This window comes from Bradyrhizobium sp. P5_C11_2 (assembly GCF_054049755.1).
In genome coordinates, this window is sequence record NZ_JBFULT010000143.1 from 1 (window position 1) to 13839 (window position 13839).

Annotated in this window: 13 protein-coding genes; 2 read left to right on the forward strand and 11 right to left on the reverse strand. The window is 65.5% G+C overall.

Annotated elements, in window-relative coordinates; all coding sequences use genetic code 11:
• On the forward strand, positions 1-736 hold a 736-nt coding region (locus ACXJL8_RS15965), incomplete at its 5' end, for a LysR family substrate-binding domain-containing protein (protein ID WP_456685220.1).
• Between the two features lie 6 nt (positions 737-742).
• Here the strand turns inward: ACXJL8_RS15965 and ACXJL8_RS15970 are convergent.
• From ACXJL8_RS15970 to ACXJL8_RS16010, 9 genes are all read right to left on the reverse strand, one after another.
• Entirely contained in the window at positions 743-1678 is a 936-nt protein-coding gene (locus ACXJL8_RS15970; RefSeq protein ID WP_456617807.1) for a carbohydrate kinase family protein, read from the reverse strand.
• 5 nt (positions 1679-1683) lie between these two features.
• Positions 1684-3330, reverse strand: a complete 1647-nt coding sequence (locus ACXJL8_RS15975) for an FGGY-family carbohydrate kinase (RefSeq protein WP_456617808.1) — start codon at positions 3328-3330, stop codon at positions 1684-1686.
• 38 nt (positions 3331-3368) lie between these two features.
• On the reverse strand, positions 3369-4142 hold the full coding sequence (locus ACXJL8_RS15980) for an SDR family NAD(P)-dependent oxidoreductase (RefSeq protein WP_456617833.1): 774 nt from the start codon (positions 4140-4142) through the stop codon (positions 3369-3371).
• 42 nt (positions 4143-4184) lie between these two features.
• Positions 4185-5192 (reverse strand): ABC transporter ATP-binding protein, encoded by a 1008-nt coding sequence (locus ACXJL8_RS15985; RefSeq protein ID WP_456617809.1) that lies wholly within the window; start codon positions 5190-5192, stop codon positions 4185-4187.
• Between the two features lie 15 nt (positions 5193-5207).
• Positions 5208-6038, reverse strand: a complete 831-nt coding sequence (locus ACXJL8_RS15990) for a carbohydrate ABC transporter permease (RefSeq protein ID WP_456617810.1) — start codon at positions 6036-6038, stop codon at positions 5208-5210.
• 4 nt (positions 6039-6042) lie between these two features.
• Complete coding sequence (locus ACXJL8_RS15995) at positions 6043-6915, reverse strand: carbohydrate ABC transporter permease (protein ID WP_456617811.1); 873 nt, start codon at positions 6913-6915, stop codon at positions 6043-6045.
• A gap of 95 nt (positions 6916-7010) precedes the next feature.
• Complete coding sequence (locus ACXJL8_RS16000) at positions 7011-8324, reverse strand: ABC transporter substrate-binding protein (RefSeq protein ID WP_456617812.1); 1314 nt, start codon at positions 8322-8324, stop codon at positions 7011-7013.
• Between the two features lie 343 nt (positions 8325-8667).
• Positions 8668-9618, reverse strand: a complete 951-nt coding sequence (locus tag ACXJL8_RS16005; RefSeq protein ID WP_456617813.1) for a sugar-binding transcriptional regulator — start codon at positions 9616-9618, stop codon at positions 8668-8670.
• A 7-nt stretch (positions 9619-9625) separates the two neighbouring features.
• The gene (locus ACXJL8_RS16010; RefSeq protein WP_456617814.1) at positions 9626-10285 is read right to left on the reverse strand and encodes an HAD family hydrolase; all 660 of its coding nucleotides are present in this window, start codon (positions 10283-10285) and stop codon (positions 9626-9628) included.
• 265 nt (positions 10286-10550) lie between these two features.
• Here ACXJL8_RS16010 and ACXJL8_RS16015 point away from each other — a divergent pair, with 265 nt between their 5' ends.
• Positions 10551-10958 (forward strand): hypothetical protein, encoded by a 408-nt coding sequence (locus ACXJL8_RS16015; protein WP_456617815.1) that lies wholly within the window; start codon positions 10551-10553, stop codon positions 10956-10958.
• Between the two features lie 54 nt (positions 10959-11012).
• Here the strand turns inward: ACXJL8_RS16015 and mmsB are convergent, their stop codons facing one another.
• Both mmsB and mmsA read right to left on the reverse strand, forming a co-directional pair.
• Complete coding sequence (mmsB, locus tag ACXJL8_RS16020; RefSeq protein ID WP_456617816.1) at positions 11013-12203, reverse strand: multiple monosaccharide ABC transporter permease; 1191 nt, start codon at positions 12201-12203, stop codon at positions 11013-11015.
• Complete coding sequence (mmsA, locus tag ACXJL8_RS16025; protein ID WP_456685221.1) at positions 12200-13777, reverse strand: multiple monosaccharide ABC transporter ATP-binding protein; 1578 nt, start codon at positions 13775-13777, stop codon at positions 12200-12202. The genes mmsB and mmsA overlap by 4 nt, the downstream gene beginning before the upstream one ends.
• Positions 13778-13839 lie beyond the last annotated feature (62 nt).

Below are 13839 nucleotides of genomic sequence, written 5' to 3' on the forward strand. Positions count from 1 at the left end.
CACGCGCGGCATGGACCTGACCGAGGCGGGCCAGGCGCTGCTGGCGCGCGCCGGCGAGGCGCTGGCGCTTGCGGCCGACGGCGTCGAAGCCGCGCGCGCGGTCGCGGCCGGCAGCCGTGGTCGACTGTCCGTCGGCTACATGTTCGTGCTGGCGAACGCGATGCTGCCGCGTCTCATCCCCGAGCTGCGGCGATCCATTCCCGGCGTCGATCTCGACTTCGCCGAGCTCAGTGCCTCGACGCGCGAGGCGCGGCTGCTCGACCGCAGCGTCACCGTCGCGCTATGCATGCCGGCGATCCACCATCCCGAGATCCAGGTGGCTCGGATCGGCACGCAACCGTTCATGCTGGCGATGCCAAACCGTTCGCCGCTTGCGCGCCTGAGCACGGTGCCGATGGCACGACTACAGGGCCGTCCGCTGATCGCGCTGCCGCCTCCGGAGCAGGACCCCTCCTCCTCCGTGGTCGCGGCCCTGCTGCGGCGGCATCAGATCGTGATGCCGATCGCCGGCCGGGTGGAGACGGTGCATTCGGCGATGAGCCTGGTTCTCGCCGGTGAAGGCCTTGCGATCCTGCCCGCCTGCGCGCAGCTCGGCGCGCCGCGCGGCGTCGTGTTCCGGCCGCTGCGGGACGCCACCGACTCCTTCGACATCGCGGTCTGCTGGCGTCGGGATTCCCAGAGTCCGTTGATCCGCACCTTCCTCAAATGCGCCGAGAAGGTCGTGGCACGGCTGTGACGGGGGCTACCAGCTCCAATTGATCTCATGGCTCCAGGGCGGATCGGCGCCCGGGCGGGTGCAGGTCAGGCCGGCGCAGTTCGCGGCAAAGGACAGCGCGCGGCGGAGCTCGTCGGGGCTGATGTCCTTCAATTGCCGCCTTGCGAGGCGTCCCTGCTTGTGCAGGGCGAACAGCAGCGCCGCCTGAAAGCTGTCGCCGGCGCCGATGGTGTCGGCGACCGCGACCTGGGGCGCTGTGACTTCGATCTGCCCTGCCCCCGCGTGCCAGGCGATGGCGCCGTTGTTGCCGCGGGTGATGACGACGAGGCTCGTGCCCTGCCCGAGCAGCATGCTCGCGCGCTGTTGATACGGCTCTTCGCCGAAGAGATAGGCGAAGTCGACGTCCGACATCTTGATGAGGTCGGCGCCATGCGCGAATTCGACCATGCGCGCGAGATAGGCCGGCTTGTCCTTGACGAGGTTGGGGCGGCAGTTCGGATCGAACGAGATGGTGGACGATATCCGCGCGTCCGCGATCAGGGCTTTCGTTTCGGCCGCGCCCTGGTCATTGACCAGCGTGGTCGAGCCGATATGGAGGGCTTCGACCGTATCGAACGGAATCGACCCGCGCCGGTAGGCCCAGTTCCGCGTCGCGGTCTCGGCATCGTAAAAAGCGTAATGCGACTCGCCCGCGACGATGCGCACGAAAGCGAGCGTGGTCTGGTGGTCGCTGCGGGTGGCGAGGCCGAGTTCGACATGCGAAGCGGTTGCGTGGTCCGCGATCATGCGCCCGAACATGTCGGTCGAAATGCCGCCGATGAAGCCCGTCGGCGCACCGAGCCTCGCCATGCCGATCGCGACGTTGAGGCAGGAGCCGCCGACGGCCGGCATCACCGCCTCGCGGCCGTCGCCGCTCCGCGTCGGCACAAAGTCGATCAGTGCGTCGCCGCAGGACATCAGCATCCGTTTCAACCTCCGGCCATTCCGCGCATCGCCGCGCGGCTGCCGCGATCGACCTCGCGCAACAGCTTATAGACGTCGCGCTTGCGGGCGTGAAACGCGGCCAGGTCGGGCGCGGTCGGCTCGCTGAGACGTCCGAGCGCCGACATCTTTGCCATGGTCTCGCCGATCGAGGCATAGGCACCGCCAGCGACCGCACCCAGCATCGCCGCGCCCAGCAGCACCGGCTCCCTGGTCTGCGGCAGCGCGACAGCGAGGCCGGTGGTATCGGCCATGATCTGCCGCACCAGCGAACTGCGGCTGGCACCGCCGCCCATGATCATGATGCTGGAATGAACGCCGTGCGCGGCAAAGGCCTCGATCACCTCGGCGAGCCCATAGGCGAGCCCGCAGAGACCGGCGACGAACAACCGCTCCATCGCGCCGATATCGGTGTCGAGATCGAGGCCCGCGATCACCGCGCGGGTGTCGGGATCGGCGTAAGGCGAACGATTGCCGATGAACTCGGGCAGCACGTGAATGTCGCGCGCGATCAGCGCGGCGCGGCTGGCGTCGCCGGCGCGCGCAATGATGCGCCGCTCGAGGAATTCGATGAGGTCGAGGCCTTCGTTGCGCGCTGCGGCGCTCGCCTCGCCAAAGCCGGGATGCGCCTTGAGGAGATGGTCGATCGCCGCCCCCGCCGCCGACTGGCCGCCCTCGTTGAGCCAGAAGTCCGGCACCATGCCGGAGTAATAAGGGCCCCACACGCCGGGCACGAAGCACGGCTCCTTCGTCGTCGCCATGATGCAGGCCGACGTTCCCATGATGTAGGCAAGGCGGTCGCAGACGTCCGTCGCCGCGCCCGATCCGTCGCGGCCGCCGATCGCGCCGATGCCGCCGGCATGCGCGTCGATCAGCGACGCGCCGACCGGTGTGCCGGGCGACAGGCCAAGCTCGGCCGCCGCCGCGCGCGTGAGCCCCGCGCCGAGCCGCGTGCCGGGCGCGACGATGTCCGTGCCGATACGCGCGTAATTTTCGTTGACGAAGTCCGACAGGCCGATGCGCTTGAAGAATTGCGCGCTCCAGCCGCCACCGTCATGAGCGAGATAGTTCCACTTGCAGGTGACGGTGCAGGTCGAGCGCTGGAGCGAGCCGGTCGCGCGCCAGGTCAGGTAATCTGCCAGATCGAAGAAATGACCGGCGGCGTCGAAGCTCGCGCGCAGATGCCGCTTCAGCCACAGCAGTTTCGGCATCTCCATCTCGGGCGAGATCGAGCCGCCGACATAGCGCAGCACCGCGTCCTCGGTCTCGTTGATCAGCCGCGCCTCGGCCGTGGCGCGATGATCCATCCAGACGATGACATTGCGCTGCCTGTCGCCGGAACCGCTGACGGTGACCGGCCCGCCTTGGGGATCGAGCACCACCAGCGAACAGGTGGCGTCGAAACCGATGCCGCTGACGCTGTCGGGCGCGATTGCAGCTTCCGCCATCGCCGCCCGCACCGATTTGACGCAGGCCTCCCAGATGTCGGAGGACGACTGCTCGACGATGTCGCCGGCCTCGTGCCAGATCCTGATCGGATGCCGGGCGGTCGCCAGAAGGGTGCCGGCCTCGTCAAACACCCCTGCCCGCGTGCTCGTGGTCCCCACGTCGACGCCGATATACGCTCGCGGCATTGTTGCTCCCGGTCGCTCCCRTCAGTTTTGACGCAAGCCTACCAGCAAGTGTAGCCGCCATCCACCAGCACGATGCTGCCGGTCATCAGGCTCGCGGCCTCTGAGCTGAGGAACAGCACGACGGAGGCGATCTCCTCGACCTGGCCCATCCGCGCCATCGGGGTTCCGCCGATCCAGGCGTCGTACATTCTGGGATTGCTCTTCACGAAGGCGTTGAGCGGCGTCTCGATATAGGTCGGCGCCACCGCGTTGACGCGGATGCCGCGGGCGCCCCATTCGGCGGCAAGCGACTTGGTCAGGTGGTGCACCCCGGCCTTGGAGGCGTTGTAGAAGCTCTGCTCCTGCGGCTTGTTGACGATGAAGCCGGACATCGAGCCGACATTGACGATGACGCCGCTCTTGGCCTTCAGCATGTGCTTGCCGAATTCGCGGCAGCACCAGAAGGTGCCGTTGAGATTGACGTCGATGACGTTGAGCCAGTGCTCGTCGGTGACGGTCTCCGCCGGCGTCTCGCTGCGGGCGATGCCGGCATTGTTGACCAGGATGTCGACCTTGCCATGGCGGGCGACCAGGTCGTTGGCGACCTCGGCCACGCGCTTGGTGTCGGTGACGTCCATGATCGCGGTCTCGGCGTCGTAGCCTTTCGCCTTCAGGCTGGCTTTCGCGCTGTCGGCGACCTTGCTGTCGCGGTCGCCGATGACGACCCTGGCGCCGGCTTCGGCGAGCGCCTCGGCGCAGGCGAGCCCAATGCCCTGCCCGCCGCCGGTGATGAACGCGGTCTTGCCGTTCAGCTTGAATTTTTCCAGGTACATGTTGGTCACTTTCCGTCTCTTGCCGTCTCTTGCCGTTTCTTGTCAGCCCCGAATGGCGTTGCCGCTCGCATCGAAGCGGTGGATCCGCGCAGGCTCCGGCACCAGCGACACGCGGTCGCCGGCATGCAGGCTCAATTCGCCGATGTAGCGCGCGGTCAGCATGCCAAGCGGCCCGGCATCGACGTAAAGGAAAGTATCGCTGCCGAGATGCTCGGCGACCGCGATCGTTCCCTGCCAGCCGCCGCCGCCGTCGCGCTCGATCTTGAGGTGCTCAGGCCGCACGCCGATCGTGATCGCGCCCTGCTGCCTGGCGGGCTCGCCGGTGACGAGGTTCATCTTCGGCGAGCCGATGAATCCTGCGACGAAGAGATTGGCCGGCTTCTCGTAGAGCTCCAGGGGCGAGCCGTATTGCTCGATCTTGCCGGCGTTGAGCACGACGATCTTGTCGGCCATGGTCATGGCCTCGACCTGATCGTGGGTGACGTAGATCGCGGTGGTGCCGAGCTGCTTCTGGAGCCGCGTCACCTCGATCCGCATCTGCACGCGCAAGGCCGCGTCGAGGTTCGACAGCGGCTCGTCGAACAGGAACGCCTTGGGCTCGCGGACGATGGCGCGGCCGATCGCGACGCGCTGGCGCTGGCCGCCGGAGAGCTCGCGCGGCTTGCGGTCGAGATAGGGCGCGAGGTTGAGCGTCGCCGCCGCCGCCTCGACCTTGCGGTTGATCTCGTCCTTGGCCAGGCCCGCCATCTTCAGCCCGAAGCCGATATTGCCGCGCACGCTCATATGCGGATAGAGCGCGTAGGACTGGAACACCATCGAGAGCCCGCGCTTGGCCGGCGGCGTGTCGACGACGTTCTTGCCGTCGATCAAAATCTTGCCGCCGGAGACGTCCTCGAGCCCGGCGATCAGCCGCAGCAGCGTGGTCTTGCCGCAGCCGGACGGGCCCACGAACACCACGAAGGAGCCATCCGCGACGTCGAGATCGGCGCCCTTGATGATGTGCACGGGGCCGAAGGATTTCTGCACGTCCTGAAGTGTGATCTGACCCATGATCCGGCAGCCCCTTTACTTCACAGCGCCGAAGGTGAGCCCGCGCACGAGCTGCTTCTGGCTGAACCAACCGAGGACGAGAATGGGCGCGATCGCCAGCGTCGAGGCCGCCGACAGCTTTGCCCAGAACAACCCTTCCGGGCTCGAATAGGACGCAATGAACACGGTGAGCGGCGCGGCGTTCGAGGTTGACAGATTGAGTGTCCAGAACGCCTCGTTCCAGGCCAGGATCAGATTGAGCAGCATGGTCGAGGCGAGGCCCGGGATCGCCATCGGCGTCAGCACATAGACGAGCTCGCGGCCGATGGTGGCCCCGTCCATGCGCGCGGCCTCCAGGATGTCGCGCGGGATCTCCTTGAAATAGGTGAACAGCATCCAGATCACGATCGGCAGATTGCCGAGGCACAGGATGAAGACGAGGCCGATGCGGGAATCGAGCAGGCCGAAAGACTTGTAGATCAGGTAGATCGGCACCAGCACCCCGACCGGCGGCATCATCTTGGTCGAGAGCATCCAGAGCAGGATGTCCTTGGTGCGCTTGGTCGGCGAGAACGCCATCGACCAGGCCGCGGGGATCGCGATCAACAGCGCAATCAGCGTCGAGCCGCCGGCGATGATGATCGAGTTCATCGCATGGTGCAGATAGTCGCTGCGCTCCTGCACCGTGGCGTAGTTTTCGGTGGTCCAGTGGAAGAACAGGAAGGACGGCGGAATGGCGAAGGCTTCGAGCTCGGTCTTGAAGCTCGCCAGCACCATCCAGAGGATCGGAAAGAAAATCAGGAAGCCGAAGAACCACGCTCCGATGGTCGATACCACCACCCGCTGCGTCGTTGCCATCCGCGCCATGGTCTCATGCCTCCAGATTGCGGCCGACGATACGGACGAGGAAGAAGGCGACGATGTTGGCGATCACCACCGCGACGAGGCCGCCCGCGGACGCGCTGCCGACGTCGAACTGGATCAGCGCCTGCGCATAGATCAGGAACGCGATGTTGGTGGTCTGAAGGCCCGGCCCACCGCCCGTGGTGACGTAGATTTCGGCGAACACCGTCAGCAGGAAGATAGTCTCGATCAGGATCACCACCGTGATCGGACGCGCCAGATGTGGCAGCGTGATGTAGATGAAGGCCGAGACCGCGCTGGCGCCGTCCATCTCGGCGGCTTCCTTCTGTTCCTCATCGAGCGATTGCAGCGCCGTCAGCAGGATCAGGGTTGCAAACGGCAGCCATTGCCAGGCGACGATCAGGATCACCGCGAGCAGCGGCGCGTCGGTGAACCAGTCGATCGGCGTCAGCCCGAACACCTTGGCGATCCAGGCAAACAGCCCGGACACCGGATGCATCAGCAGGTTCTTCCAGACCAGCGCGCTCACCGTCGGCATCACGAAGAATGGCGCGATCACCATCAGCCGCACGATGTTGCGGCCGATCACGGGCTGATCGAGCAGCAGCGCCAGGGGAATGCCGAGCAGGATCGTCAGCGCCAGCACCGAGCCGACCAGCACCAGCGTGTTCTGGAGCGAGGCGAGGAAGGCGGGATCGGTGAGGAAGTAGCGAAAATTCTCGAGGCCAACGAACGCTTCGGAGCCGGGATCGAGCAGGCTGTAATGCAGGGTCGAGAAATAGATCGTCAGCGCGAGCGGGACGATCATCCAGATGAACAGCAGCCCGACGGCCGGGGTCAGGAGCGACCGCGCAAGCAATTGCGTCTGCCGGGTTGCCATCGCTAGCTTCTCCGCTGGAAGAAGAAGGCGGCCATCCATCCGGGGCTGGGCTGATGGATGGCCGCCAGTTTGAGCTCAGGAGGGAGAGCTCGGGTTCACTTGATGTAGCCGGCGCGCTTCATCTCGCGCTCGGTCACCGATTGCGCCGCGGTGAGCGCGGCATCGACCGTCATCGATCCGGCAAGCGCGGCAGAGAATTGCTGGCCGACCTGGGTGCCGATGCCCTGGAATTCCGGGATCGCAGCGTATTGCACGCCGACATAGGGCACCGGCTTCACGGTCGGCTTGTTCGGATCGGCGGCATCGATCGAGGCCAGCGTCAGCTTGGCGAACGGCGCGACCTTCAGATATTCAGGATTCTGGTAGAGCGAGGTCCGCGTGCCCGGCGGCACATTGGCCCAGCCCTCCTTCGACGCCACCAGCTTGGTGTAGTCCTTGCTGGTCGCCCAGGCGATGAACTTCTCGGCGGCTTCCGTCTTCTTCGAGCCCGCGGGGATCGCAAGGCTCCAGGCCCACAGCCAGTTGGCGTTCTTGCCGAGTCCGGTGTTCGGCGCCATCGCAAAGCCGACCTTGTCGGCGACCTTCGACTCCTTCGGATTGCTGACAAAGGACGCCGCGACCGTCGCATCGATCCACATCGCGCATTTGCCGGCGTTGAACAGCGCGAGGTTCTCGTTGAAGCCGTTGGAGCTCGCACCGGGAGGGCCGGCCTGCTTCATCAGGTCGACATAGGTGGTGAGCGTCGTCTTCCATTCCGGCGTGTTGAACTGCGGCTGCCAGTTCTCGTCGAACCAGCGCGCGCCGTAGGAATTCGCCATCGCCGACAGGAACGCCATGTTCTCGCCCCAGCCGGCCTTGCCGCGCAGGCAGATGCCGTAGACGCCCCCGGCCTTGTCGGTCAGCTTCTTGGCGGCGTCGACCACGAACTCCCAGGTCGGCTTCTCCGGCATCTTCAGCCCGGCCTTCTCGAACAGGTCGGTGCGATACATCACCATCGAGCTCTCGCCGTAGAACGGAGCGGCGTAGAGCTTGCCGTCGACGGAGACCGCGTCCTTGATCTTCGGCAGGAGGTCGGCGACGTCGTAGTCGGCGCCGAGATTGGCGAGCGGCACCAGCCAGCCCTTCTTGGCCCAGATCGGCACCTCGTAGGTGCCGATGGTGAGGACGTCGAACTGCCCCCCCTTGGTGGCGATGTCGGTGGTGACGCGCTGGCGCAGCACGTTCTCCTCCAGCGTCACCCATTTCACGGTGATGTCGGGGTTCTTCGCGGTGAATTCGTTGCTCAGCCCCTGCATGCGGATCATGTCACCGTTGTTGACGGTGGCGATAGTCAGGGTCGTTTCGGCCATCGCCGGGACGGACAGCAGCAGGCAAGACGCGCCGCAGACGGCGCCGAGGACGTGTTTCACGGTGACCTCCCTCAACTCGCGCTTTTGAGCATATGCCCACGCGTTGGGCGTATGTTCAACTTGGGGAAGGCGCTTGTCAAGCAGGCGCGCGAGTGTTCCCGCAACTTATGAGTGCTGCGGTGCGGGAGAGGCTCTCGTGCGCTGCGGTGGCAGTTGTTCGGACCGAGCGCCCGCGGCTTGCTCCACCTCTCCCGCTTGCGGGAGAGGTCGTATCGCATCGAAGATGCGATACGGGTGAGGGCTTCTCCTCTTGGGGAGCCCCAATGCGGAGACACCCTCTCCCCACCCCTCTCCCGCAAGCGGGAGAGGGAGCGCGGTCCCGATGCGGCTACGGCGAACGGCCTCAGCGCTCCAGAATCGCCCTTGCGGTCGCCTCGTCGGTGATCAGCCCGTTGATCAGGCGTCCATTCAGCGCGGCCGCGATCGCCGGCACCTTGGCGGCGCCAACGGCGGCACCGATCGTCGTGGTCTTCGCCGGCACTTCCGGCGGAATGCTGGTGAGGCGCTTGTTGGTGCCCGCCTTGAGCAGGCGGCCTTTGGCGTCATAGGCCCAGCCGGTGATCTCGCCGATGGCGCCCTGCCGCATCATCTCGAACAATTCATCGCGGGTGACGAAACCGTCGACATGGACCTGCGCCTTCTGGTCCATCTGGCCGATGCCGACGAGACGCAGATCGGCCTTGGCCGCCACCGCCTTCACCTTCGCGATCGGCTCGATCCGGACCATCCTGTTGCGCTCGTCCTCCGAGGACATCAGGAACGGCAGCGGCATCGGATAGTGCCGCGCGCCGGTGCGGTCGGCGAGCCGCCCGACGGTATCGTAGAAGCTCGCCGAGCCGTCGGCGGAGATGTTGCCGACCAGCGACACGATCTGGTGGTTGGGCCGGTCGATCGGCGTGACGCGCTCGACCGCGGCACGCACCGCGCGCCCCGTCCCGAGCGCGACGATGACCGGCGTCTCCGAGCGCAAGGTCGCGTCGAGCAGATTGGCGCAGCGCTCGGCGATGCCTGCAGTGGCCTGCGGCGCCGCAGGATCGGCCGGCACCACCTCGCAATAAGCGAGATCGAAGCGCTGCTTCAGTCGCGCCGCCAACTCCATGCAGGCCGCGATGGGATGCTCGAGCCGGAAGGTGATCAGCCGCTCGGCGAGGCACAGCGAAACCAGCCGCTGGGCGGAGGCCCGCGACACCTGGAGCATCTTTGCGATCTCGTCCTGGGTGTGGCCGGCAATGAAGTAGAGCCAGCCGGCGCGCGCGGCATCGTCGAGCCTGGATTTTTCGTTCTCGGCGGCCATGGCGGCGCTACGCGTCCTTCCAGAAATCGGTCATGCGCGCAAAGACCCGATCGGCCCCGGCGCCGGACAATATAGCGTGGCCGTCGCGTCCGCGATAATGGCTGCCGCCGACAAATCCCCAGACGGTCATGCCGGCGGCCCTGGCCGCCTGCACGCCGCTGATGCTGTCCTCGATCACCAGGGTGCGGGCGGGTGAGATCTGCATCTTCCCGGCGGCGTAGAGAAACAGGTCCGGCGCCGGCTTGCCATGCTCGACCATTTGCGCGGTGTAGAGCCGGTCGCCAAAATGCGATGCGAGACCCGTGACGTCGAGTGAGAGCGCGACCCGGTCGAGATCGCTCGAAGACGCGACGCAAACAGGCGCCTTCAATTCGGACACCACAGCGTTCACCCCGGAGACCGGCTGCAGTGAAGCCGCAAATGTCTCCAGGACGCGCGATTTCAGGCGCGGAAGAAAACCGTCGGGCAAGATCTGTCCGCGGGCGCGATAGTATTGTCCGATCGCAGCCGTGCTGCGCCCGAGGAAAAGCTCGAGCGCCTGATCCACGCCAAGCTCGAATCCGAACTCGGACAGCACCTCCGACAGGCACCGACAGCTCAACAGCTCACTGTCGACGAGCACGCCGTCGCAGTCGAAGATGATCAGATCGGGGCCACCGTTCACCATCGGGCCATTCGATCATATACCCAATCGATGAGCAATAGTTCACCCAAACATGGTGTCGCGGGCCGAGGTAACCGCATCTATGCAACTGCCCCAGTGTCGGGGGCGGCTTCTCCACACCTCGCCACTTGCCGCTAGATCGCCGGCAGCGCCGCAGGCAATCGCCTGATGTTACCGACGATGATCGGACGGGAACTAGGCGGACTTAACGGAATCTTAAATTTGTGCCAATGATCTGCTCGTCTCAGCCGCGACGCGCGAGAATCGCATGCTCAAAGACGGCACATACAGGGCGTGGTTCAAGACACCGACCGGTCAGGGCACCGGCATCGCCCATGTCGCGGACGGGGTTATCTGGGGCTGTGATGGGGTCATGACCTACAGCGGCTCCATCGCAATCGACGGCGATCGATTTACCGCGACCGTTCTGACCAAAAGGCATACCGAACAGCTGCCGACGGTGTTCGGAACCGACGATGAACTCAAGCTGACGCTGGAAGGAACGTGCGCCGGCAAGATCGCGCGATACACCGGCACGGCCGAGCAGTTCCCCGGCGTGCTGCTTGAAGGAACGCTCATCCTCAGTGAAGACCAGCCGCCCGCGCCGGCGACGAACGGGCCGGCAGCGACATTCGACCCGGCCAAACTCCAGAAATTGCCAAAGCGCTCCCGCTGACGAAGCGATAGACGCCGGCGCACGAGCGGCCAGGCCGGCGCAGTCGATCGCGCTCTATCTCCGCTGATTATACACGTCGATGCAGACGGCCCCGAGCAGCACCAGGCCCTTGATCACCTGCTGGTAGTCGATGCCGATGCCGAGGATGGACATGCCGTTGTTCATCACGCCCATGATCATGGCGCCGACCACGGCGCCGCCGACCCGCCCGACGCCGCCGTACGCCGAGGCGCCGCCGATGAAGCAGGCGGCGATGACGTCGAGCTCGAAGCCGAGGCCCGCTTTGGGGGTTGCGGTGTTGAGACGCGCGGCGAAGACGAGGCCGGCGAGCGCGGCCAGCACACCCATGTTGACGAAGGTGAAGAAGGTCAACCGCTCGGTCTTGATGCCCGACAGGCTTGCCGCCTTGGCGTTGCCGCCGACCGCGTAGATCTGCCGCCCGATCACGGTACGACGGGTGACGAAGCCGTAGAGCGCGATCAACGCGCCCATGATCACCAGCACGTTGGGCAGGCCGCGATGCGAGGCGATCAGATAGGTGAAGTAGAGCACGGCGCAGGCCAGCAAGATGCTCTTGCCGAGGAAGAAGGCATAAGGCTCGACCTCGATGCCGTGCGACTGCTCGCGCGACCGGCCCTTGGCGCTGACATAGACGAGGCCGAGCGCGAGCACGGCGCCGATCAGCATGGAGGTCGGATGCAGCGTGCCCGCCTCGGGCAGTATCTCCGGAATGAAGCCCGAGGACAATTTCTGGAAGGTCGCCGGGAACGGCCCGAGCGACTGGCCCTGCAACACCGCAAGCGCGAGGCCCTTGAACACGAGCATGCCGGCCAGCGTCACGATGAAGGACGGAATCTTGAAATAGGCTACCCAATAGCCCTGCGCCGCGCCGATCGCGGCACCGACGACGAGACAGGCGATGAAGGCGAGCGTGTAGTCGACCTTGTAGGTCACCATCAGCACGGCGGCCACCGCGCCGACGAAGCCCGCGACCGAACCGACCGAGAGGTCGATATGGCCGGTGACGATCACCAGCAGCATGCCGAGCGCCATGATGACGATGTAGCTGTTCTGGAGCACCAGGTTGGTGAGGTTGAGCGGCTGCAGCAGCGTGCCGCCGGTCATGACCTGGAAGAACAGCATGATCGCGATCAGCGACATCAGCATGCCGTAGTTGCGCAGATTGTTCTTGATGAAGCTGCCGTGCCGGCGCTCCTCGGGCAGCGACACCGTCTTGTCGGTCATGGCTGCGATCCTCCCATCTCCGCGGCCTCAGGCACGCCGTTTCCGTTGCTTCTCTGGTTGCGCATGATGGCGCGCATGATCTTCTCCTGCGTCGCCTCAGTACCCGGGAACTCGCCCACGAAGGCACCGTCGTTCATGACGCAGATGCGATCGCAGATGCCGAGCAACTCGGGCATCTCCGAGGAGATCACCACGACGCCGCGACCGGCCTCCGCGAGTTCGTTGATGATACAGTAAATCTCGTATTTGGCACCGACGTCGATGCCCCTTGTCGGCTCGTCCAGGATCAAAACCTTGGGGTCGGTCATCAGCCATTTCGACAGCACCACCTTCTGCTGGTTGCCGCCGGAGAGCTGGCCGGTCTCCTGGTAGACGTCGGAGCAGCGGATGCGCATGCGATTGCGATAGTCGCTGGCGACCTTCAGCTCGGCGATGTCGTCGATCACCTTGCCGGGCGCGACCTGGTCGAGGCTGGCCAGCGTGATGTTCTTGCGGACGTCGTCGGCCAGGATCAGCCCGAGCTGCTTGCGGTCCTCGGTGACATAGGCGAGACCCGCATCGATGGCGGCCGCGACACTGGGTAGCGCGATCTCACGGCCCTCGAGCCGGATACGGCCGCTGACATTGGTGCCCCAGGAGCGGCCGAACAGGCTCATCGCGAATTCGGTGCGGCCGGCGCCCATGAGTCCCGCAATGCCCACGACCTCGCCGCGCTTGACGCTGAAATCGACGTTCTTGATCACCTGCCGCTCGGGATGGATGGGGTGATAGACCGACCAGTTCTCGACGTTGAGGACCGGTTCGCCGATCTTTGCGCTACGCTCCGGGAAACGGTGAGCCATATCGCGGTTGACCATGCTGCGGATGATGCGGTCTTCCTGGATCGGCTCGGCACGGCAGTCGATGCTGTCGACGGTGCGGCCGTCGCGCAGCACGGTGATGTGGTCGGCGACCTCGGCCACCTCGTTGAGCTTGTGCGAAATCAGGATCGAGCCGATGCCCTGCGCGCGGAACGCCATCAGGCGCTCGAGCAGCGCGGCGCTGTCGGCCTCGTTCAGGCTCGCGGTCGGCTCGTCCAGGATCAGCATGCGCACGCGCTTGGACAGCGCCTTGGCGATCTCGACCAGCTGCTGCTTGCCGACGCCGAGATCGGTGATCAGCGTATCCGGCGATTCCTTGAGGCCGACCTGCGCCAGCAGCTCGCGCGTGCGCCGGTAGACCTGATCGCGATCGATGACGCCGAATTGCGCGGGCGGATGCGACAGAAAGATGTTTTCCGYGATCGACATCAGCGGGATCAGCGCCAGCTCCTGGTGGATGATGATGATGCCGAGCGCCTCGGAATCGTTGATGTCGCGGAAGCGCCGTTCCTCGCCCTCGAAGACGATGGTGCCCTCGTAGCTGCCATGCGGATAGACCCCGCTCAGCACCTTCATCAGGGTGGATTTGCCGGCGCCGTTCTCGCCGACCAGCGCGTGGATCTGCCCGGCGTGAACCGAGAAGTTGACGTCGCGCAGCGCCTGCACGCCGGCAAAACTCTTGCTGACGTTGCGCATCTCCAGCATGGCGGTCATGATTTCACGTCCCTCGATCGCTGTTAGCTAACCTCTCCCCGCTTGCGGGGAGAGGTCGGATC

Coding starts and splice junctions, on each gene's coding strand:
- ACXJL8_RS15970 (WP_456617807.1), bottom strand. CDS start 1,678: ATGCTGATGTCCTGCGGCGACGCACTGATCGACTTTGTGCCGACGCGG.
- ACXJL8_RS15975 (WP_456617808.1), bottom strand. CDS start 3,330: ATGCCGCGAGCGTATATCGGCGTCGACGTGGGGACCACGAGCACGCGG.
- ACXJL8_RS15980 (WP_456617833.1), bottom strand. CDS start 4,142: ATGTACCTGGAAAAATTCAAGCTGAACGGCAAGACCGCGTTCATCACC.
- ACXJL8_RS15985 (WP_456617809.1), bottom strand. CDS start 5,192: ATGGGTCAGATCACACTTCAGGACGTGCAGAAATCCTTCGGCCCCGTG.
- ACXJL8_RS15990 (WP_456617810.1), bottom strand. CDS start 6,038: ATGGCGCGGATGGCAACGACGCAGCGGGTGGTGGTATCGACCATCGGA.
- ACXJL8_RS15995 (WP_456617811.1), bottom strand. CDS start 6,915: ATGGCAACCCGGCAGACGCAATTGCTTGCGCGGTCGCTCCTGACCCCG.
- ACXJL8_RS16005 (WP_456617813.1), bottom strand. CDS start 9,618: ATGGCCGCCGAGAACGAAAAATCCAGGCTCGACGATGCCGCGCGCGCC.
- ACXJL8_RS16010 (WP_456617814.1), bottom strand. CDS start 10,285: ATGGTGAACGGTGGCCCCGATCTGATCATCTTCGACTGCGACGGCGTG.
- ACXJL8_RS16015 (WP_456617815.1), top strand. CDS start 10,551: ATGCTCAAAGACGGCACATACAGGGCGTGGTTCAAGACACCGACCGGT.
- mmsB (WP_456617816.1), bottom strand. CDS start 12,203: ATGACCGACAAGACGGTGTCGCTGCCCGAGGAGCGCCGGCACGGCAGC.